This is a genomic window from Chloroflexota bacterium (assembly GCA_026708035.1).
GTDB lineage: Bacteria > Chloroflexota > UBA11872 > UBA11872 > UBA11872 > JAJECS01.
Map to the genome: position 1 here is coordinate 166,377 of JAPOVQ010000017.1, position 20,535 is coordinate 186,911.

The 20,535-nt window shown below is 69.5% G+C and carries 15 protein-coding genes and 1 tRNA gene; 9 read left to right on the top strand and 7 right to left on the bottom strand.

Features of this window, described 5'->3' with window-relative positions; translation table 11 throughout:
* Positions 1 to 38 precede the first annotated feature (38 nt).
* Both ftsZ and OXG33_08310 read right to left on the bottom strand, forming a co-directional pair.
* On the bottom strand, positions 39 to 1,214 hold the full coding sequence (gene ftsZ, locus OXG33_08305; protein ID MCY4113924.1) for a cell division protein FtsZ: 1,176 nt from the start codon (positions 1,212 to 1,214) through the stop codon (positions 39 to 41).
* Entirely contained in the window at positions 1,204 to 1,980 is a 777-nt protein-coding gene (locus OXG33_08310) for a ParA family protein (GenBank protein ID MCY4113925.1), read from the bottom strand. The genes ftsZ and OXG33_08310 overlap by 11 nt, the downstream gene beginning before the upstream one ends.
* A 400-nt stretch (positions 1,981 to 2,380) precedes the next feature.
* Between OXG33_08310 and OXG33_08315 the strand changes: the two genes are divergently transcribed.
* Together OXG33_08315 and OXG33_08320 are read left to right on the top strand one after the other, a co-directional pair.
* On the top strand, positions 2,381 to 2,920 hold the full coding sequence (locus OXG33_08315; protein ID MCY4113926.1) for an RNA polymerase sigma factor: 540 nt from the start codon (positions 2,381 to 2,383) through the stop codon (positions 2,918 to 2,920).
* On the top strand, positions 2,910 to 4,946 hold the full coding sequence (locus OXG33_08320; GenBank protein MCY4113927.1) for a von Willebrand factor type A domain-containing protein: 2,037 nt from the start codon (positions 2,910 to 2,912) through the stop codon (positions 4,944 to 4,946). Before OXG33_08315 ends, OXG33_08320 begins: the two co-directional genes overlap by 11 nt.
* A 116-nt stretch (positions 4,947 to 5,062) precedes the next feature.
* Here the strand turns inward: OXG33_08320 and OXG33_08325 are convergent, their stop codons facing one another.
* Positions 5,063 to 5,386 carry an NIPSNAP family protein gene (locus OXG33_08325; protein ID MCY4113928.1) on the bottom strand — a complete coding sequence of 108 codons (324 nt, stop codon included), beginning with the start codon at positions 5,384 to 5,386 and terminating at the stop codon, positions 5,063 to 5,065.
* A gap of 87 nt (positions 5,387 to 5,473) precedes the next feature.
* On the opposite strand from OXG33_08325, the gene OXG33_08330 reads away from it, so the two are divergent.
* Both OXG33_08330 and OXG33_08335 read left to right on the top strand, forming a co-directional pair.
* Positions 5,474 to 5,884, top strand: a complete 411-nt coding sequence (locus OXG33_08330) for a TrkA family potassium uptake protein (GenBank protein MCY4113929.1) — start codon at positions 5,474 to 5,476, stop codon at positions 5,882 to 5,884.
* Between the two features lies 1 nt (position 5,885).
* On the top strand, positions 5,886 to 6,557 hold the full coding sequence (locus OXG33_08335) for an NAD-binding protein (GenBank protein ID MCY4113930.1): 672 nt from the start codon (positions 5,886 to 5,888) through the stop codon (positions 6,555 to 6,557).
* Between the two features lie 195 nt (positions 6,558 to 6,752).
* Here OXG33_08335 and OXG33_08340 read toward each other — a convergent pair whose 3' ends face one another.
* Positions 6,753 to 7,424, bottom strand: coding sequence for a 50S ribosomal protein L25 (locus OXG33_08340; protein ID MCY4113931.1), 672 nt, complete (start codon positions 7,422 to 7,424; stop codon positions 6,753 to 6,755).
* A gap of 355 nt (positions 7,425 to 7,779) precedes the next feature.
* Between OXG33_08340 and OXG33_08345 the strand changes: the two genes are divergently transcribed.
* Positions 7,780 to 8,514, top strand: a complete 735-nt coding sequence (locus OXG33_08345) for a class I SAM-dependent methyltransferase (GenBank protein ID MCY4113932.1) — start codon at positions 7,780 to 7,782, stop codon at positions 8,512 to 8,514.
* A gap of 50 nt (positions 8,515 to 8,564) precedes the next feature.
* Here OXG33_08345 and OXG33_08350 read toward each other — a convergent pair whose 3' ends face one another.
* On the bottom strand, positions 8,565 to 11,411 hold the full coding sequence (locus tag OXG33_08350) for a transglycosylase domain-containing protein (protein ID MCY4113933.1): 2,847 nt from the start codon (positions 11,409 to 11,411) through the stop codon (positions 8,565 to 8,567).
* Positions 11,412 to 11,626: 215 nt separating this feature from the next.
* Here OXG33_08350 and OXG33_08355 point away from each other — a divergent pair, with 215 nt between their 5' ends.
* The 3 genes from OXG33_08355 (at position 11,627) to OXG33_08365 (ending at position 18,424) form a co-directional block, all read left to right on the top strand.
* A complete protein-coding gene (locus OXG33_08355; GenBank protein ID MCY4113934.1) occupies positions 11,627 to 14,458 on the top strand; it encodes a hypothetical protein in 2,832 nt (943 codons plus the stop codon).
* Positions 14,459 to 14,543: 85 nt separating this feature from the next.
* Entirely contained in the window at positions 14,544 to 17,345 is a 2,802-nt protein-coding gene (locus OXG33_08360) for a hypothetical protein (protein MCY4113935.1), read from the top strand.
* An 89-nt stretch (positions 17,346 to 17,434) separates the two neighbouring features.
* A complete protein-coding gene (locus OXG33_08365; protein MCY4113936.1) occupies positions 17,435 to 18,424 on the top strand; it encodes a Gfo/Idh/MocA family oxidoreductase in 990 nt (329 codons plus the stop codon).
* A 141-nt stretch (positions 18,425 to 18,565) separates the two neighbouring features.
* Here the strand turns inward: OXG33_08365 and OXG33_08370 are convergent, their stop codons facing one another.
* Complete coding sequence (locus OXG33_08370; protein ID MCY4113937.1) at positions 18,566 to 19,162, bottom strand: DUF4202 domain-containing protein; 597 nt, start codon at positions 19,160 to 19,162, stop codon at positions 18,566 to 18,568.
* Positions 19,163 to 19,215: 53 nt separating this feature from the next.
* Between OXG33_08370 and OXG33_08375 the strand changes: the two genes are divergently transcribed.
* Entirely contained in the window at positions 19,216 to 20,307 is a 1,092-nt protein-coding gene (locus OXG33_08375) for an FAD-dependent oxidoreductase (GenBank protein ID MCY4113938.1), read from the top strand.
* 118 nt (positions 20,308 to 20,425) lie between these two features.
* Here OXG33_08375 and OXG33_08380 read toward each other — a convergent pair.
* A tRNA-Sec gene (locus OXG33_08380) sits at positions 20,426 to 20,523 on the bottom strand.
* Positions 20,524 to 20,535 lie beyond the last annotated feature (12 nt).

Sequence of the window (20,535 nt, forward strand, 5' to 3'; positions counted from 1 at the left end):
GCCTCATGTGGTCGGTTGGGCCGAAGGCGCCCGGTTCGTCAGCGGCCGGCGGCGCCGGTTTCGTCGCGATTGGCTGGCGTGGGAACCATCGTAAAGGGAGATCTGGCGGTCGCGGTTCGCGATGTCCGGCGGCGGGCGCGACGACCCGGCGTCGACGTTTGCGCGGCTGACGCCGGCCGGCATCCCGTGGCAATCAGTGTGATGCGCACGCCCTGGGACAGGCGCGGATCGATCACCGAGCCGAAGATGATGTTGGCGTCGTCGGCCACCACGTCGGCCACCGCCTGCGCGGCCGTATTCAACTCGACTAGCGTGACGTCTTCCGAGGCGGTGACGTTGAGCAGCACGCCCCGCGCGTCCTCGATGCTGGTTTCGAGCAGCGGGCTGTGCATGGCTTCGTTGACGGCCGTGACTGCCCGGTCCTCGCCGGAAGCTTCGCCCACCCCCATCAGCGCGGGGCCGGCGTTGGACATGACCGCGCGCACGTCCGCGAAGTCCACGTTGACGATTCCGGTCGTGAGGATGAGGTCGGTGATGCCCTGCACGCCGCGCTGCAGCATCTCGTCGGCGAGCACGAAGGCGTCGCCAATGCCCATGCGCGGATCGGACATCTTCAACAGCCGGTCGTTGTGGACCACGATGAGCGCGTCCACCTGCTCGCCAAGCGCCTGAATCCCGTCCGCGGCGATCTGGCCGCGGCGCGTGCCCTCGAAGGTGAACGGGCTCGTCACCACGCCAACCGTCAGCGCGCCCTGCTCCGAGGCGATCTCGGCGATTGCCGGCGCGGCGCCGGTGCCCGTGCCGCCGCCCATCCCTGCCGCAATGAACACCATGTCGGCGCCTTCCGTGGCCTCGGCCAGGGCGCCGGCGCTCTCGCTGGCCGCCTTCGCGCCGCGCCGCGGGTCGCCGCCCGCGCCGAGCTGCCCGGTGGTGTGCGTTCCGATCTGCACGATCTCGGAGGCGCGCGAGCCGCGCAGCGCCTGGGCGTCGGTATTCACGGCCACGAACTCCACGCCGTTGAGCCCGGCGTCGATCATGCGGTCCACCGCGTTCACCCCGGCGCCGCCCACGCCGATCACCCGAATCTGAGTGAAGCCCGTCGCCCGCCCCGGCAGCGGGGCGTCGCGCGACAGGATGCGCGGCACCAGCCCCGGCGGCCGGTTGTTGGCGTCCATGCGCGCGGGGTCGAAGCCGCCGCGGTCGCTAGGCGGCACGCGTGAGCACCTCCTCGGCCAGGGCCTCGTAGGCGTTGACCGCCCGGCGCACCCCGCGGCCACGCGCTCCGGGCGCAAAAATCGACAGCCCGGAGCTCGACGCTTCCAGGATCTTGCTATTCGTTGGAATCTTCGAGGCGAACATCTCCGCCTCCCACTGCTCCTGCAGATATCCGGCCACGTGCTTTTCCTCGCGCAGGCGTCGGTCGAACTTGTTGAGCACGATGCCAAGCACGCGCAGGTTCGGATTCACGATGGTCACCTCTTCGATGCTCTCCGTGAGCATCTGCAGGCCGCGCAGAGAGAAGAAGCGCGCCTCCGTGGGAATGATGACCCACTGCGCGGCGACCAGCGCGTTGAGCGTCAGCACGCCCAGCGACGGCGGCGTGTCGACGAGCACGAAATCGTAGTCGTTGTCGATGCGCATCACGTGCTCGCGCAGGCGCATCTCGCGACCCAGCTTGGTCTGAAGTTCGCTCTCCACCGCCGCCAGCTCCGGCGTGCCCGGCACAAGGTCGATGGCGATGTCCGTGGAGTCCTGCACGCGATAGCGCGGCAGCTCGGCGTCGCGGTGCAGCAGGGAATCCGCCAGCGAGGGCGACACGGCCTTGTCGAGGCCGAACGAAGACGTGAGGTTGCTCTGCGGGTCCGTGTCGATGACCAACACGCGCAGATCGTGGCGGGCCAACGTGACGGCAAGGTTGGCGGTGGTCGTGGTCTTGCCGACGCCGCCCTTCTGATTGGCAACGGCGATGGTGACAGCCATAGGCGTCTCCGAGCGCTGCCGCCCACGGGCCCCCACGGCAGACAAACGCCCGGAGCGATGGTAGGCGTCGCCCGCAATTGAGTCAACATAATTGTCGCCGGGGGTTCCGGCTCACAGGAAGTTCGTCATTCCGTGAACGTCCGCCATTCCCGCGTAGCGAGACCTTTGCGCAACCCCTCCGTCATTCCGGCGAAAGCCGGAATCCAGGGACCGCTCAACCTGTTAGCGCACGAGTAGGGGCGGTTCGCGAACCGCCCCCACCTCTATTTGCAATGGTCTCCGGCGGCGGGAATCGGCAATCCAGCCTCGGATTTCGCCGTCGCCGCTGGGAACGATTGCCCTCCAAACGGCGTACTTGTCTATGCAATACCCCGCCAAGCGCGGGCCATGAGGGCGGCTTATGACGGATGAACAGGCGGTCCTGCGTTGTCAGGACGGCGATCGTGAAGCCTTCCATCACCTGGTGGAACGCTACCAGGACCTGCTCTATCGCACGGCCATGCTGATGACCGGAAGCCGGGCGCTGGCCGAGGAGCTGGTCCAAGGAGCCCTGCGCTCGGCGTGGCGGGGCATCCACGGCTTCCAACACGGGTGCCCGGTCAAACCCTGGCTGATGCGCTATCTCGCCCGCGAGGGCGTGTCGCAGCGCCGCCGCCGGCCGACGGCCGGCGTTGTCCCAGCCGGTCCCGGGCAGCCGGACGACTCCGACGAGTCGCGGCACGAGCGCCAGGAGATGCGTCAGGCTCTGGCGGGCCTCGACGCCGACCAGCGGCACCTCCTGGTGCTGCACTACTTCGCCGATCTCACCGTCCCCCAGCTGGCGAAAGCCCTCGACGCTGGCGAGGACACCGTCAACACCCGCCTCGGCCGCGCGCTCGGTCAACTGCGCGAGGGACTTGAGGCACAAGGTGCCCAGGAGGTCGCCAACGATGGCTCCTAACTACTCCACCGACGAATCCCTGGGCGAAGCGCTGCGGGAGTATTTCGCGGCGGAAGCCCCCGAGCTGCGCGCGCCGACGAACCTTTGGGACACCCTCGAGGGGCGTCTCGAGGAGCCCCGGCGCATGCCGCGCATTCGACGCAAGGTCCTGGACGCCGCCTCGCGCTATTGGTTCCCCACGTTGGCCACCGGCGGAGCGGTCGCGGCGGGCGCCGTGCTGGCGGTCTGGGCGAGTTCGGCCAACTTCGGCGCCGGCGAAACGTATGAGGCAGTGGCGGAGGCCTACGCGCCGCCGGCCGCGACGGCAGCTCCGACGGCAGCGGCATTCCAGCCGATCCTCGCGACGCCAACCCCGAGGGTCGTCGTCCGAGAAGTGATCAAGGAAGTCCCGGTCGAGACCGTGGTGACGAAGGAAGTCATCAAGGAAGTCGCGGTTGAGAGGGTGGTAACGCAGGAAGTGATCAAGGAGGTCGAGGCCGTACGGGAGGTCGTGGTCGAGAAAGTCGTCGAGCGTTCGTCGGCTGCGTACTCACGCGCCCCCACCGCCCAGGCGGCACCGGCGCCCACGGCCCGCCCGGCGGCCACGACCTTCCAGGACAACCGGCGGCAGCCGGTGGTCGCCACGGCCGATGACGCGGTGTCGACCTTCAGCCTGGACACCGATCGCACGTCCTACCAGTTGGCGCTCAACTGGGCGCGGCAGGGCTACGACATCGAGCCGGACTCGGTGCGGGCCGAGGAGTGGATCAACGCCTTCAACTACCAATACGCCCAACCTGCCGATGCGTGGGGCTTCGCCATTACGAGCGACGTCGTGGCGCATCCGCTGGACGAGCGCAAGCACCTGGCTCGCATCGGGTTCCAGGCGGCGGAAGTGCCGGACGACCGGCCGCTCAACGTGACGCTGGTGCTCGACGCCTCGGGCTCTATGCGCGACGGCAACCGGGTCGACATCGCGCGGGCGGCGGCGGAGACCATTCGTCAAAGCCTGCGCCCGCAGGATCGCGTGGCCGTGGTGCACTTCACCACGGATGTGATCCACGACCTCACGGTTAACCATCGCGCGCCGGACGACTCGGCAGTCTGGCGGTCCATTCGCCGTCTCGAGCCGCATGGGAGCACCAACGTGCAGGCGGGGCTGAACCTGGGCGTGCGGCTGGCCAACCAGGCGCGTCTGGAACGGCCCAGCGCCTACAACTACGTCATCCTGATGTCGGACGGCGTGGCCAACGTGGACGCCACCAATCCGTTCGCGATCCTGGAGTCGGCCTACGACCGGAACGCCGGCAATCCGCTGCGGCTGATCACGGTCGGGGTGGGCATCAACAACTACAACGACGTGTTGCTGGAGCAGCTGGCCCAGCACGGCAACGGGTGGTACCGCTATCTGGACGATACCGCCCAGGCGCAGCGCACCTTTAGCCGGGCGAACTGGCTGGCGTTGTCGACACCGTTCGCGGACCAGACGCGGGCCCAGGTCACCTGGGATCCCGACGTGGTCAAGTCCTGGCGAATCATCGGGTATGAGAACCGGGTGACGTCGGATGCGAGCTTCGCGGAAGACCGCAAGGAGTTCGCGGAGCTGCCGTCGGGCGCCGCCACCACGGTGTTCTACGAGATTGAGCTGCACGACCGCTATCGCGGTCGCGCGTCCCAAGACCTGAAGCTGGGCCGGGTGGAGTTGCGCTGGGTGGTGCCGGAGACGGGCCAGTCGCGCAGCCAGCAGGTTGAGGTGACGGGCCGGAGCAACCTGAGTTTCGGCAGCTACGAGGCGGACCCGCTGCTGCGGCTGGGCGGCATCGTGGCGCTGGCGGCGGACCGCTACAGCAGCCTGCCGCGGGGCGCGGACGACGGCACGGCGGGTGTGTCCACCGACCTGGCGATCCTGCAGGAGGAACTGCGGGCGCTGGCCGGGCCGCTGGGCGGGCTGGACGCCTACCGGGACTTCAGCTTCGTGCTGGAGCGCATGGCGGAGCGCGCCTACACGCAGGCCCCGCCGGAAGCCCCCTCCGGCTACAGCCGCTAGGCCTATCGGCGCCTGCCGGTCACCCCGACCGGCAGGCGCCTGGGCTGCGGTATTCACCGACGACCCGGACGGGCACCCACCAGGGGCGCCCCTACACGTCAGGGTGAATCGCCGACCTACGGCAGCGGCGAATAGTCCGTCGGCTCGAGGAACCGGTTGTGAATCCGAGCCACAATCTGCCCGTCGGATTCCGTTTCGGCCCGCAGTTGCAGCCACTCGGGGTCCTTGATGAAGGCGCCCCATTTCCGCTCGCGGTCGGCCATGTCCGCAAAGCGCGTCAGATACACCAGCCGGTCGCTGCGGCCCACGACCTCGTGCCAAAACCCGACCACCTCCACGCCGTGCCGCTCGAAGAAGCCCAACGTGTGCTCGCGAAACCGAGCGTCGATCACCGGCATCTTGCCGGGAAGAATCTCGTAGATGCGCAATTCATACAGCATGGTGGGGCGACCTCGGACGGCGAGCGCGCGGGAGCGTAGCATGGAGGCTGCGGGGACCGGGCGGTTGCGTCGGGGAGGCGCGGAGACTTGTACGCCATCGTGATTGGCTGCGGACGCGCCGGCGCCGAGATTGCCGCGCGCATGGCTGCTTCGGGCGACTCGGTCGTCGTCATCGACCGCGACAGCCACGCGTTCCAGCGGCTGCCCGAAGACTTCGCCGGCACGACGCTCGTGGGCACCGCCATCGACCTCGACGTCCTGGAGGCCGCCGGCGTGGCCCGCGCCGACGTGCTGGTGGCGGCCACCTACGGCGACAACTCCAATCTCACCGCCGTGCAGCTGGCGCGCCTCAAATACGACGTGCCGCGCGTGATCGCCCGTGTAAAGGACCCTGTGCGCGCCCGCGTCTTCGCCGATCGCGGCATCGAGACCATCTGCTCCACGGACATCATCGCCGGCGCGATCATGGACCGGCTGGCCGGCTCCCCGGCGGCTTAGGGTGTTCATCATCATCGCTGGCGGCGGCAAGGTGGGCGCCGCGCTGGCGCACGATTTGCCGCCCGGCGGGCACGAGATCGTCCTCCTCGAGAAAGACCGCCGCAAGGCGCAGGACTTGGAAGATGATCTTGGCGCCTCGGTGATTCCCCAGGACGCCTCCGAGGGCCGCTGGCTCTCGACGGCGGGCGTGGCGCGGGCCGACCTCGTGATCGCCGTCACCGGCGACGACGAGGACAACCTCATCATCTGTCAGCTCGCTCGCGCGCTCTCCAAAGGTCGGGCCCGCACCATCGCGCGTCTCAACAACCCCAAGAACCAAGACGCCTTTCGCCTCCTCGAGATCGAGGCCATCGTCAACGCCACCGACCTGGTCATGAGCATGATCGAGCGCGACCTGGGCGCGGCGTCCGTGGTGCACCTCATGCGCCTGCGCTCCGCCGGCCTCGAGCTCGTCGAGCTGACGGTGGCCAGCGAATCGGCCGCGGCCGGGGCGTCGGTCTCCGACCTGCAGTTGGAGCAGTTGGGCGCCCGCGTGGCCGTCGTGCTGCGCGGCGACGACGCGCTGTTCACGTTCACCGACCTCGTGCTCAGGTCCGGCGATACGGTGGTGGCGGTCGTGGACATCGCCAACGAAAGCGCTGTCCGCTCCCGCTTCGACGCCGCACACTTCTAGGAAGGGTCTGAATTAGGCGGTGGACTGCACCCCATCCGTTCGCCCCCGTATCAAGTACGGGGCAGGCTCTGAGCCTGTCGAAGGGGAAATCGAACGGATGGGTGGTCGATGCGGCCATCATTGGGACGATCGCACCCGCGATCCAGAGAGATTGTCCAGCCGTCCCGCGCCCAATCGCCTGGGCGCGAGAGCCGACTACGCGGGAGCCTCTTCCTCCGGCGGCGCTTCGGCGGCCTCGCCTTCCTCGCCGGGCTCGATCTCCACTTCTTCGAGATCGACCTCTTCTTCCTCGAGATCCTCAGCCTGCGCCCGCAGCACGTTCACCGAAATCACCGTTTCGGCGGAATCGCCCACGGGCGTGTAAACGCCGTCCGGCGCGCGCAGGTCGGCCACCACCACTTCGTCTCCAGGAGCTTCCAAGCCGGAGACATCGGCCACCAGCGTCGATGGGATTTCGGTGGGCAGCGCCTCGACCTCCAGCGTGGTGAGCGATTGAATCACCGTCACGCCCATGACCGCGGCGGCCGGCGCCGTCCCTTGCAGCTCGATCGCCACCTCAACCGTCACCGGCCTGGTGAGGTCGACGCGGCGGAACGTCGCGTGCAGCAAGCGGTCCGTGATCACGTCCAACTCGTAGTCGTCGAAGAGCACGGCTTCGGTGCTGCCGTCGCATTCGAGGTCGAGCAAGCGACCGTCGGCGCCGTGCCGCACCAGGGTGGCCAGCTCACGCTCATCCACCTGAACGGCGGTTGACGGCTGATTCGGCGTGACGAGATTCGCCGGAATCACTCCCGACCGCCGCAGGCGCTTGACGGCCCGGCCCCGCACGGTGCGGGAGGACGCCCGGAGGCGTGGACGTTCAGGCACTCGGAGTTCCTCTGGGATGGGTTCGGCGATTACGCCGCGAGCGGGGCACGCGGCGCCAGCGTGTCAAGCACGAGCCGCGCGTAGCACGAGTCTAGAAACGTCGACCCCGCGCGTCAACGTGCCGATGCGATCAGCCTCACAACGACTGTTACCGAGTGGGAGGGTGGCGCCTCAGAAGACCGGCTACCGAAATCCGTGATCCAGCAGCTGGTGTGAAGACCGACGCAAGCCAGCGTTGCGGTCTTGCCCCCCTTCTACGTACCATCGCCGCCGGTCGCGAAGCGCGACGCCCAGCCAGTGGCGGAACATTGACCAGCCTCACCAGGTGCTGTCGAGTATCGGGTATTGGACTTCATTGATCTCTCGGCTGCTCAATCGCCACGGGATTCCGACTCCGGGCGTTGTTGACCAGACGATTGACGGGGCGGCCGTTCAGTATTTCGGCTGGCTGGTTGATTGGCTCGACGAAGACCTGAACGGGGCGCTCATTCTGGATGCGGGATGCTGGAATGCGCCCTTTGGTACGTACCTTCGAGCATCCGGGGTCAGCGTGGACTACGTTGGAGTCGACCTGAGCCGTCAGGCGCTGCGGTACGCCCTAGGGCTCGAGGAGAGTCTCCACGTTCTCCGAGCCGATTTGGCGCAACCGACCCTGCCATTCGCTTCGGAGGCCTTTGACGGCGTGACGCTGATCTTGACCTACGAGCATTTGCCGCGCGGCACTGAGCCGGCGTTGATCCGGGCGCTGGCTGAAGTCTTGAAGCCCGGCGGGTGGCTGGTTGTGATTACCGAGCTCAACAGTCTCCTCGCCCCGCTTGATCCGGCGTGGGCCTTCGGGCACCGGCACTACTCGCCCGGCGACCTCGAACCGGTGTTCCAGTCCGCCGGCCTGGACATTGAGGACATGCGCATCAATGGAGGCGTGTGGCACTGCCTGGAAATAATCGCCGCCTATGTCGCCAAGCATATTTTTCGACGCCGGCTCTACCGGCCGGCCTGGCTGTGTGCGCGTACCACCCGCGAATACGAGCCGGTGCCGCGCTGGCTGGGATCGCGCCTGTCCTTCAAGTGTCGGCGGCCGGCTGGCTGAGCCACGATCCGCCGTGACGCCGTCTCCCGGCGCCAGCGTGCATCCGTCGGCTAGCGCACTCTGAACGTCACCGGGTCCGACGCCGTCTGGTTGCCCGCCCGATCCGTCGCGATCGCCCGCAGCGTGAAGGTGCCCGGCTCGGCCGTCCACCGCAGGCGATACGGGGCGCGTTGCACCTCGCCAATGGCCTCGCCGTTCATCTCGTAGGCCACCGCCGCCAATCCACCCGCGTCCTGCCACACCGCCCGCAGCTCGAGCACGCCCGCCGGACGATCGTCGCCGTTGGCCAGGCCCGCCACCGCCACTGCCGGCGGAGTGTTGTCCACCACAAATCGCCGGAACACTAGGTCCTCGCGTCCATTCGACGCGCGCACCGCCAGGCGTAGCGTGTAGGGACCGTCGGGGAGTTGGCTGGTGTCGATCGCCCGCAGCGGCCCCTCCGTCACGGGGCTCCCGCCAACCGTGCCAATGCGAATCCAGCTCCCCGGGGCCGGTCCCGCGCCATAGCGCAGCTCGAAGTCCCTGAATTGGGGTCCCGCCGCCGTCCCCTGGACGTCCAGCACGCTGCGCACGCGCTCCGACGGCGCGGGGCTGGTGATGGCCGCCTGCCCCGACGCGCCAGAGGACGGCGCTGCCGCCTCGACGAACGCTTCGGGCGGCAGCCGCAACGACGAGTCCTCCGGCAGCGTTCGCTGCCACTCCTCGGCTTCGGTCGGCAGCACCACGAACACCTGCTCCTCTACCTCGTCCCGTGGCGTATCCGGCGTGGCGAGAAGCCCCGTCGGCACGTGGATCTCAAATGCCTGGTGCACCATGTCCCGCTGCGCCGGCACCGTGCCGGTGAGGAAGAACTCCTCGCGTGTCTCGGGTGTGAACGGCGATGGCAACAGGCCGGACAGCGCGTCAATCTCCTGCACCACCACCGTTGCCGGCTGCGGCCATGCCAGCGCCGGCTGGCCCTCCAGCGCCGCCGTCATGAACCGCTGCCAGATTGGCGCGGCTCCGCGCACGCCGGTCACGTCGTCCATCGGCGTCCCATCGGCATTGCCCACCCACACCCCCGTCACCAGCTGGGGCGTGTAGCCGACCGTCAGCGCGTCGCGCGTGTCCTCCGTCGTGCCGGTCTTGGCGGCAGCCGCGCGTCCGGGCAGCTGGAGATTGCGCCGCGTCTCGCCGAATCCAAGCACCCGGGCGTTTTCGTCGCTGAGGATCGACGTCATCAAGAACGCCAGCCCGGGACTGATCACTTGCGACGCCGCGATCCGGGTCGGCGGTTCCGCCACGTCCGCGAGCACTCGCGCGCTGCAGCCGTCATCCCCCAACTGCTCGACCACCCGCCCCTGGGCGTCCAGAATGCAGAGGATGCCCGTGGGCGCGACCGACCGCCCTTCGTTGGCGAAGACGCCGTAGGCGCTCGTCAACTCGATCAACCGCACCTCGTTGGAGCCCAGCGCCAGCGCCGGGCCGATGCGCGAGGGGTCCGTCAGCGTCGTGATGCCCAGCCGCTCGGCCATGGCCACCGTGGGACTGAGACCGACGTTCGCATCGATCTGCGTCCGTACCGCCGGAATATTGAGCGAGCTTCCCAGCGCCGTGCGCAGGCTCACCGGTCCGCTGAACCGCTCGCTGTAGTTCCGCGGCGCGTACGGCTCTTGCCCCGCGATCGGCACGATCGTTGGAATGTCCAGCAGCATGGTCGCCGGGGTGTAGCCCCGCTGCAGGGCGCTGGCGTACATGACGGGCTTGAAGGCCGATCCCGGCTGCCGCGGCGCCAGCGTCACGTTCACCTGGCCGTCGATCGTCGCGTCGTTGAAGTCCAGGCTGCCCACCATGGCCAGAACCTCGCCCGTGCCAGGCCGCAGCGCCACCAGCGCCGCGTTCGTCACCGTCTGGTCGGCCAGCGTGGCGACGTGTTCTCGCGCCGCCGTCTCGGCCTGCTCCTGCAGGTCCAGGTCCAGCGTGGTGACGATGCGCCAGCCCTGCCAGCTCACGTCCGGCCCGTAGCGCGCTTGCACTTCGTCCAACACGTACTGGAAGAAGTGGGGCGCGCGTACCTCGGCCGCCTGCGGCGGCATGATCGTGATGACCTCGCGGCGCGCCGCCTCCACTCGCGCCGGCGACGCCAGTCCTGATTCTTCGAGCCGGTCCAGCACCCGCAGCTGCTCCCGGCGCGCCGCTGCCGGGTCCACGTGCGGATTGTCCGTGGACGGCGACCGCAATAGCCCCGCCAGCAGAGCGGCCTCCGCCAGCGTCACGTCACGCAGCGGCTTCCCAAAATAGGTGCGGGCGGCCGCCGCCACCCCATAGCTCAAGCTGCCGAAGTAGTTCTGATTGAGGTAGAGCCCTAGGATTTCGTCTTTCGAGAACTGCTCGCTGAGCTGCCACGCCAGCACGGCTTCCTTGACCTTGCGCTCCACCGTCTCCTCGGGCGTGAGCAGCACGTTCTTGACCAGTTGCTGCGTGATGGTGCTGGCCCCGGAGACGATTTCGCCGCCCGTGAAGTTCTGCCACAGGGCGCGCACGATGGCCCTCAGCTCAACCCCCGGGTTCTCGTAGAACGTGGCGTCTTCCGCCGCGATCACCGCCGCCTTCACATCGGCGGGAATCGCCTCCGGCGGCACCAGCGTGCGTCGGCCCTGGCCCAACAGCTCGCCCAGCTGGCGGCCGCGCCGGTCGACGATCGTGGTGGTTTGAAAGAGGCCGGAACCGACGTCCAGGATCTCCTCGACCTCGGGCACATCCGTCAGCAGGGTGCTGGCGGCCGCCGCGGCCGCGCCCACGCCGCTGGCCGCAATCACCGCGAACACCAGCGTGCCGGCCAGGATTGCCACTGAAGCGGCGCCCGTCAGCAACCACACCCAAGCCGCGACCGCGCCGCGCGAGCGCCGCCGCCGCATCAGCGAGCTCCGCGCAAGCCTCGCCCGCGCGTCACGATTGACCTGGCGGCCGCCGGATGGCCGCATCTGCGAGCTACGCACCCGCACCAGCCTCACTCTCGGAGAACTCCATTCTAAGCGTGCGCGCTTCCTCCTCCCGTTACGCCGGCCCTTAAGCTGACACTCGCTGCCGGCGGCGATCGAAGGGAGCAGCAGCGTCAATTGAGGCCGCGCGAATGATCGTTGATTGGACGATCGTCCCGGGATTGCTGCTGCTGGCGGCGGAACTCGTCGCGCTCGCCGCCCTGGGCTACGTGGTCGCCCGCACCGTGCTCCGGCAATCCGACGAGCGCATGGCCCTGGCCCAGGGCCTGGTGCTGGGGCTGGCGCTCTGGGGCTTCGTCGTCAACGTCGTCATGTACGTCATCCCGGCCCCCGCGGGTGTGATCGCGGCCTGGGTGGTCACGCTGGCGCTCGGCGCTGGCCTGGCCTGGCGCGCCGGCCGCCCGCTGCGGCCGGCGCTGCGCACGGCGGCGGTCTTCCTGACCGCGGTTCTGGGAATGCTCTGGGTGGCGCTGGCGTGCCGCCAGATGTTGTCACTCTCCGACTGGGAGATTCATCTCGGACTGGCGGCGTCAATCCGGGCTGGGGGGTTCCCGCCGGTGCTCCCGTGGCAGCCGGGTATGCCCGCGCCCTATCACTACGGCGTCGACATGCTCATCGGCCTTTTGGCGCCACCGTTCGGCCCCGACCTGGCGTTTGTGACGGAACTGGTGGGCGCCTATGTGTGGGTGGGCTTCGCCCTGACCGTGGCCACACTGCTGAACCAGCGCGGGTCGTGGACGGTCGCCGTGGCGCTGGCGCCGCTCCTCCTGACGGCCGGCGCGTGGACGCTGGCCAGCTTCGACGACCCGCCGACCGTCGCGATCTTCCCCCTTCCCGCGGGAGCGCCGCCGGACGATTTGTTGGCGGCGCTTGGAGAGGCCTATTGGCCGTCACCGCGCTTTCCCTGGCCGGCCCTGGTCGATGCGCCGCTGGGGAATGTCTGGACGCCCTCGTTCCCTCTCGCGTATGCACTGGCCTTCATCGTGCTGGAGCGGGCGGTCGGCATGGGCCGCCGGTGGTCCTGGTCGTCGGCGCTGACACTCGGCGTGCTGCTCGGGTTCCTGGGTCTCGTGTCGGAGGCCGTCGCCTTGGTCGCCCTCGCCCTGTGGGCCCTCCTGGAAGCTGTGCCGGTCATGGCGTCCTGGCGGTCGCGTGCCTCCGACGGCCGGGCGGTTCTGCGCGCGGCTTCCGGGCCGCTCGTCGGGGCGTTGCTGCTGGCCGTAAGCGGCGGAGTGCTCACGGGTGCGCTGACCGAGGCGTCCGGAGGGGGGCTCTCCGTGAGGTGGACGGGCGACCTGGGTCGCGGCGGTCCGCTGGGAAAACTCATCGAAGGGCCAGACGGCCTCTGGGTCCTCGGTCTCGGCCCCCTCGTCGTCTCGGCGGTCGCGGTCCTGCTGGCTTGGCGCGATCGCCTGGTGTTGGCGTTGGCGGCCGCGAGCGGCGTGTTTCTGCTCGCCGGCCTCGTGCTGCACTACGACCCCTTTCCGGTGGACGTCACCCGCATGGCCGGTCACGCGCGGAACTTCGCCCTCTTGGGGCTGCTGGTGGCGCTGAGCGTTCGCCTGCCCATGTTGCGGCCCCGCTGGCGCTACGCCGCCGGCGCACTGGTGGTCGCCCTGGTCGTTTGGCCAACCGCGATTGCGCCGGTCCATGCCGTCGGATTCGCCCTCGGTCGAGGACCCCGCTTCGCCAATGCCGAGCTAGGGCCGCAGGAACACCGAGAGTGGTTTCTGGGGCGCTACGCGCTGGGACGCTTCACCGACGAGGAGTTCATGTCCGATCGCATGGCGTCCTACATCGGCGAGCACACGGCGGCCAAGTCCCGGATCCTCTCGCCCAGTCCAGGGGCCTTGACCGTCGCCACGGGACGTCCCAACGCCTCGGGCTTCGCATCGGTTCCGCACATCGTGGCCGTGCGCGGGCCGGCCTATGCCGATGCCGTCGGCATGCTGGACCCTGCGGCCGTCAGTCAGCTCGGGTTCGACTACGTGCACGCCTCGGATGAATGGCTGGCTCGCCTGCCGCCTCGCGCCCTGCGCCGCCTTGAGAATCCCGACTTCTTTGAGCTGCTCACGCGTGACGGCCCCGACGCTCTCTATCGCGTGCGGCCCGCCTTTCGGGAGCTCGATGCGGACCCGGCGTCGTTCGAGGCACTCCGGCGCGCCGTGCCATCGGCCGCCGCGGTGTATCTGTCGCCCACGATCGATCGGCTGCACGCCGCGCACGTGGCGTCGGTCCTCGCCCATGCCCAGCTGTTCGGCGAGGTGGATTGGTCGCGTCTGCATGCGCTCCGAACCCCGGCGCAGACCGCACCGCTGAGCGGGCGGACCCCCGACGTCGTGGTTACGTCCGCCAGGGCCGCCCCATCGTCGCTTCCGTTGCTGGCACAGCGACGGCCGGTGTGGGCGAATGACGATCTCGCCGTCTACGCCCCTGGCGGCGCGGTGAGCCCTGTCGCTCAACCGGAGGCGCCGACGTTCAGCGTCCGCCTGTCCAACGTGAGCCTCGACGGTGCCCGCATCGCCTTCACCGCCACCTTCGCCGACCGCGCGCCCGAGCGCTGGATCAAGCAAGACTGGAAGGTTGTTCCCGCGGACGTCTCCGCGCCATGGGCGTTCCCGCAGGTATCGCTGAATGCTTCCGGGCGCCCGTACGAAGCCGCGCAGTGGTTTCTCGGCCAGGTCGTCTCTGGGTCCAGCCTTGCGAGCCACGTTTACACCTACGACCCCATCGAGCGCCGGCTGAGCCAGCAAGGCGATGATGGCCGGTTCACCGCCGTGCTGGCCGGCGGCAGTTCGTTGGCCCCGGGCACATGGATGCTGGTCGTCGGCCTGCAGCACGGATCGCCGTGGGCCTGGGAGGAAGTGGCGCTAATTCCGGTCATGCAAATCGTCGTCGCGGACACTGGTGAGGTCACCTACGCTGTCTTCGAGGGCGCCCTGAGCGTGAGACTGGCCGAATAGGTGGCGCGGCGCCGCGGAGTCTTGAGCCGGCGCCAGGTGCGGGCCGCCGGTGAAAGGATAGGCACCGTCACTTGAGGCCGTGCGCGTGACCGTTGATCCCGCAGTGATCCCCGGATTGCTGCTGCTGGCGGCGGAACTCATCGCGCTCGCGGCCGTGGGCTACGTCGTTGCCCGCACCGTGCTCCGCCAGAGCGATGAGCGCTTGGCCTTGGCGCAGGGCCTCGTCATCGGGCCGGCGCTGTGGGGCTTCGTCGTGAACGTTGTCCTCTACGCCCTCCCGGCGCCCGCGGGAGTGGTTGCGGCCTGGGTGCTCACGCTCGCGCTCGCCGCCGGACTTGCCTGGCGCGCCGGCGAGTCCGTGCGGCCTGGGCTGCGCACGACGGCCGCCGTGGTGGTCGCGGCCCTGGCGCTGTTCTGGGTCGCGCTGGCCAGCCGCCAGCTCCTGACGATTGTTGAAGATTTTCTGCATCTGGGACTGGCGGCATCCATCCAAGCCGGCGGGTATCACCCGCCCGCCTTTCCCTGGAGCCCGGATCTGCCCACCGCCTATCACTACGGCTCCAATCTGTTGATCGGTCTCTTGGCCCCGCCGTTCGGACCCGACCTGGCACTCGTGACCGAGGTGCTGGGCGCCTATCTCTGGATGAGCTTCGCCCTGGTCGTGGGCACGCTGGTCTTCAGCCGGGGATCGTGGATCGCGGTGGTGGTCGCAGCCCCGCTGGTGCTCACGGCCGGCGCCTGGACGCAGGTCCACTACGCGCCGCCGCCGGGCATCGTGCAGCTCCCCGGCCCCGGCGAGCTGCCGGCGCTCAACGCCAGCGTGCGCACCTGGCTGGCGGAGGTCTACTGGCCGACGCTGGACGCACCCTGGGAGACGGTGCTCGAGGCGTCACCGCCAAATATCTGGAAGCCGTCGTTCACGCTGGCGTATGCGCTGACGCTCGTGGTGCTGGAGCGGGTTACCGCCGGCAGCCGCCGCTCCTGGCCGTCGACGCTGGTCCTGGCGGCCCTGGTCGGATTCCTGGGTCTGGCCGACGAAGCCGTGGCCGTGATGGTGGTGGCCCTGTGGATCTTGCTCGAGGTGGCGCAGCTGGTTGCGGCCAGACCGGCGCGCGCGCGGCGCCTGCGCGAGGCTCTGCGCGCGGCTGCGGGACCGCTGCTGGCCGCGCTCGTTCTGGCCGTTGGCGGCGGCGCCATCACGGGCCTCCTGACCGGGCCGTCCGGAAGCGGCCTGGCGCTGGCCTGGATGGACGATCCGGGCAGCCGTCGACCGATCGGCGACTTCATCGACATTTCCGGCGGTCTGGGCGTGCTTGGTCTTGGCGTAGTCGTGATCGTCGCCGTCGCCGTGCTGCTCGCGCGGCGCGACCGCCTGGTGCTGGCACTGGCGCTTGGGAGCGGGCTCTTTCTGCTCGCGGCACTCACGCTGCACTACGAGTTCTCACGGGATGTCGTGCGGCTGGACGGTCATGCGCGAAACTTCGCGCTCATGGCGCTGCTCGGCGCGCTGAGCGTCAGCCTGCCGGCCCTGCGCCTTCGGTGGCGCTACGCCGCCGCCACGCTGGTCTTCGTCCTGGTCACCTGGCCGACGATCGTGACGCCCCTGCGCAGCATCGGCGTGGGCCTCGGCAACGGCATCCAGCTCGCCAATGCGGAGTCGGGCCGTCGGGAGCACGCCTCGGACTTCCTCGGACGCTATGTGGCCCGGAGCGGCATGTCCGATCGCGTCGCCGCATACATCCGTGATCGCACTGCGGCCGATGCGCGCATCCTCGCCCCGGATCCGATCGCGATGTCCATCGCCACGGGCCGCGCGAACGCGTCGGGCTTTACCGACTTCATTGGCTTCTCGAGAGTGCGTGGGCCGGAGTATGTGGACGCGATCCGCCGGCTCGAGCCTTCGGCAATTCGCCGGCTGGGCTTTGACTACGTGCAAGCCACCGACGATTGGCTGGCCTACCTTCCGCCGCGGGCGGCGGGATGGATCGAGAATCCGAATTACTTCGAGCCGCTATTGCGCGACGGTGCCTCGGCGCTCTTCCGCATCCGGCCCGAGTTTCTGGCCATTGAATCGCCGCCCGATCCTGCGTCGTTCGAGGCCTTGCGCCAGGCGGTGCCGCCGTCGGCGACGGTGTATCTGTCGCCGTCGATCGGCTACCTGGGGTGGGTGCGGGCCGCGTCGGTGCTGTCCCACGCGCAACTGCTCGGCGAGGTGCGCGTGTTCGGTGAACACCTGCGGCCCGGCTTCGACACCCAGCCGCTCGGTGGTCGCACGCCGGATCTCGTGGTCACCTCGGCGCGCCTCGCGCCGTCGGCTTTTCCGCCCGGCCGGCGAACGCCGATCTGGTCAAACGATGATTTCGCGGTCTACGCCCCGGGCGGTACCGTGCCGCCGATCATGCCCGCGGCCGAGACGCTGCTAAGCGTGCGGATGTCGTCGGTGAGCATCGATGACGGTCGGCTGGCGTTTACCGCGACGCTGGCGGACGATGCGGCGCGGCGCTGGACCGGCCAGGATTGGGTGATCCTGGCGGCTGACGACTCGCCGTGGGCGTTGCCGCGCGACCTCGGGACCGACGGGCGCAGCTATCTGGCGGCGCAGTGGTTCGTCGGGCAATTCCATCCGGGTCAGGGAGTGATTAGCAAGCGGTACGTGTTCGACGCCCGCGCGGCGAGCCTGTCCCTGGAGGTCGAAGAGGGACGTTTCGTTCCCCTGGAGACGTCTGACAGCGGGCTCGGCCCCGGCGTGTGGACGCTCGCGCTGCGGCTGCGACACAACTGGACGGAGGCCGCTCTAATCCCGGTGGTGCGCCTCACGATCGCCGAAGATGGCGCGGCGACCTTTGCGGTCTTCGAGGACGCGCTCGGCGTGACGCCCATTCCATAGGCTCGCCCTCGATGGGTGGTACGCGCCGTGCCGGTTCCGCCGCCTCAAGTACCCTCGCCACGAAACCTCGCCGCAAATCGGACGCTGTCGTGAGCGAGATCCGCATCGGCCTCATAGGATTCGGCGCGTGGACGCGCAGCGCCTATGTCCCGGCGCTTCGCTTGGACGGTCGCGCCACGGTGACGGCGGTGGCGGCGCCCAGCGCCGAAACTCGTAGCCGGGCCATTGCGGAGCTTGGGCCGGAGATCGCCGTGTTTGCCTCGGCGCCCGAACTCGTGGCCGCCGCCGACCTGGACGCCGTCACGGTCGCGGTTCCCGATCGGGCGCACGAGCCGGTGCTGGCGGACGCGCTGGCGTCAGGCCTGCCGCTCCTGTTCGAGCCGCCCGTGGCTTCCGACCGGCCCGGGGTGGAACGCATGCTGGAGTCGCTCCGCGACGCGCCGCAACTCGTGCATCCCGACCTCGAGCTCTCCTACCTGCCCGTCGTCGCGCACCTGCGCGAGGCGCTGGACGCCGGCGCGATCGGTCGGCCGCGAACCGCGAGCGTGCGGCTCCAAGCCGGGTGGGGCCATCCGCCGCGGCACGAGCTGAGCGTGGTGCACATGCTGGCCGGGTGGTATCTCGACATGCTGGACCGCGCGCTCGGCCGCACGGCGCGCCGTGTACTGGTGCTCAACGGCGACGACGCACCGGGGCTGATGCAGTCGCGCGCCGTCGCTCACCTGGACTACGGCGACGTACTGGGCACGTTCCAAATCAACATCGGAGCGGTCGGGCCGCTGCGCATCGACCTGGAGGTCAACGGCGTCGACGGCGACATCGTCTGCGATCCGCTGGCGGGCGCCTGGCGCCTGCGCACGCGGGAGTTTCCCCACTGGCGCCTGGCGCGTCAGCCGGCGCTGGAACCGCCGGCCGGGTGGCCCGGCGTCCACGAATGCCTGCGCGCCTTCCTCGACGCCGTCGAACAGGGCGCGACGAATACCGGCATGCGCGACGCGATCATTCGTCAGCATGAGGTCGGCCTAGCCGCCGACCGGTCCTGCGAAACAGGCGCCTGGGAAGACGTCCGGCCGGCCTAGTCTCACCCTTCTGTCATTCCGAGCGCCGCGAGGAATCTAAGGCGCCACCCTTGGTCTTCCCGCCAATCATCTTCTCAGGCGCCCACCAGGGACGCCCCTACGCGAAGGGCCCGGCGGAATCGCCCCGAGGCGACCGCGGCGCTAGGCCAGATCCGCCTCCAGGGCTGCTTCGAGCGCCTCCCGCTCGTCGGACGGCAAATCCAGTGCCAACGCCAATTCCCTGGCCGCCGGCGACATCTTGCGCCAGGTCTTTTGCGCGATGTCGGCGATCTTGGCTGCTGGATACCGAGCGCGCAGGTCGGCGAACTGCGTCTCGAGGAAGACCAGGCAGAGCCCGTCCTCCAGCGTTTGCGCCTCGGGGTCGCGGGTGAGGTTGTGCTTTCGCACCAACTGCTGGACGCGCGCGATTTCATCGGCGCCGTAGCCGGCGTCCTGCAAGACGCGTCCGACCTCAGCGGCGTGCATGGCCTGCAACGCCGTGCGCCAGCGCAGGTAGCCGCGCCGGCCGCTCGGATACTCGTCGCGAGGGATGGTCCAGCGGCGGATATGGTGCGCGCGCGCCGCCAGCAGCAGCGCCTCACCGGCGCCGGGACGCAGGCGCCGCACCCAGGCCGTGAGCATCGCGGCGTGGGTGAGCTCCTTGGGGCGGGCCTCGCCGTCGACGATCAGCGTGTGCGGGTCGTCGGCGTTGGCTGCGTCGATGCGCCGGATGGCGTCGCGAAAGCGCTCGGTTTTCACGGGCGGATTCTCGCACGGACTGGCGCGACGCGGCTCGGGTATCGTGCCGCACCATGAGCGGGCAGTCGGCGGACGTCGTGATCTGCGGGGGCGGCGCGCTGGGCGCCGCCCTGGCCTACGAGCTCGCCGGTCGCGGCGTGCGGCCGCTCCTGGTCGAATCGCGCGCCATTGCGTCGGGAGCCAGCGGCAAGGCCGCCGGGCTGCTCTCGCCGGCGTCCGACGCGCGCGCCGCCGGCCCGTTGGGACCGCTGTGGCGGGCCAGCTTGGCGCGGCATCACGCGCTGGTCCGCGAGTTGGACGCCCACGGAGCGCCCGGCTACGGGTTCGAGGAGAGCCCGTCGCTGCTCATCACCGCCGACGCTGCCGAAGCCGAGACCTTACGGGAGGCCGCCCCGTCCAAATGGCTGGAACCCGACGAGGTGCGCGCCCGCTGCGCCTGGATCGACGGCCCCATCGAGGGCGGCCTGCTGCGGGAAGCGAGCGCCGAAGTCCAACCCGCCGCCTTCACTCAGGCATTGATTCGGGCCGCCGAGTCTCGTGGCGCGCGCGTCGAGCAGGGACGCGTGACCGGGCTGAGTGTGACGGGCGGAGGCGTCACCGGGGTGCGGGTAGATGGCGAGGTGATTCGCACTGACGCCGTAGTTCTGGCCATGGGGCCCTGGACTAGCGAGGTCGGGGCCTGGCTCGGGCTGCCCGTGCCCGTCACGCCGCTCAAGGGCCAGATCCTCCGTCTGCGCCTGCCGCCCGCGCAGGCCGAGACCCGATTCTCGGACACGGACGGCAACTACATGGCGCGCAAGGCCGACGGCCTGGTCTACGTCGGCACTACTGAAGAATCGGTCGGATTCGACGAGACCCCAACCGTCGCGGCCCGACGCCAGATCCTGCGCCAGGCCGGCCGCTTCGTCTCCGCCGTGTCGCGGGCCGAGGTAGTGAAGCAGACGGCCTGTCTCCGCCCGCTCTCACCCGACGGCCTGCCGATCCTGGGAGCCGCGCCGGGGCTTTCCGGCGCATACATCGCCACCGGCCACGGGCGCGCGGGATTGCTGCTCGCCCCCGGCAGCGCGGCTGCCCTAGCCGCCCAGATCACCGGCGAGCCGCCCGCCATCGACCTGACGCCCTTCGACCCCGCCCGATTCGCCTGATCAACGCCTTCCCACGCTGCACGCAGCGCGGGCCACCGGCCGGCGACCCCTTCCTGTAGGGGCGTCCCTCGTGGGCGCCCGGACCGGAGCCGTTCGATGCCGTGTTCACTCACTCGGCTGGCGGAGGTGCATGGGAGTCGAACCCACCTAGGACGCTGACCAGCGCCCCACAACGGTTTTGAAGACCGCGAGAGCCACCCGGCCCCTTCCACCTCCACCGCCACGCTA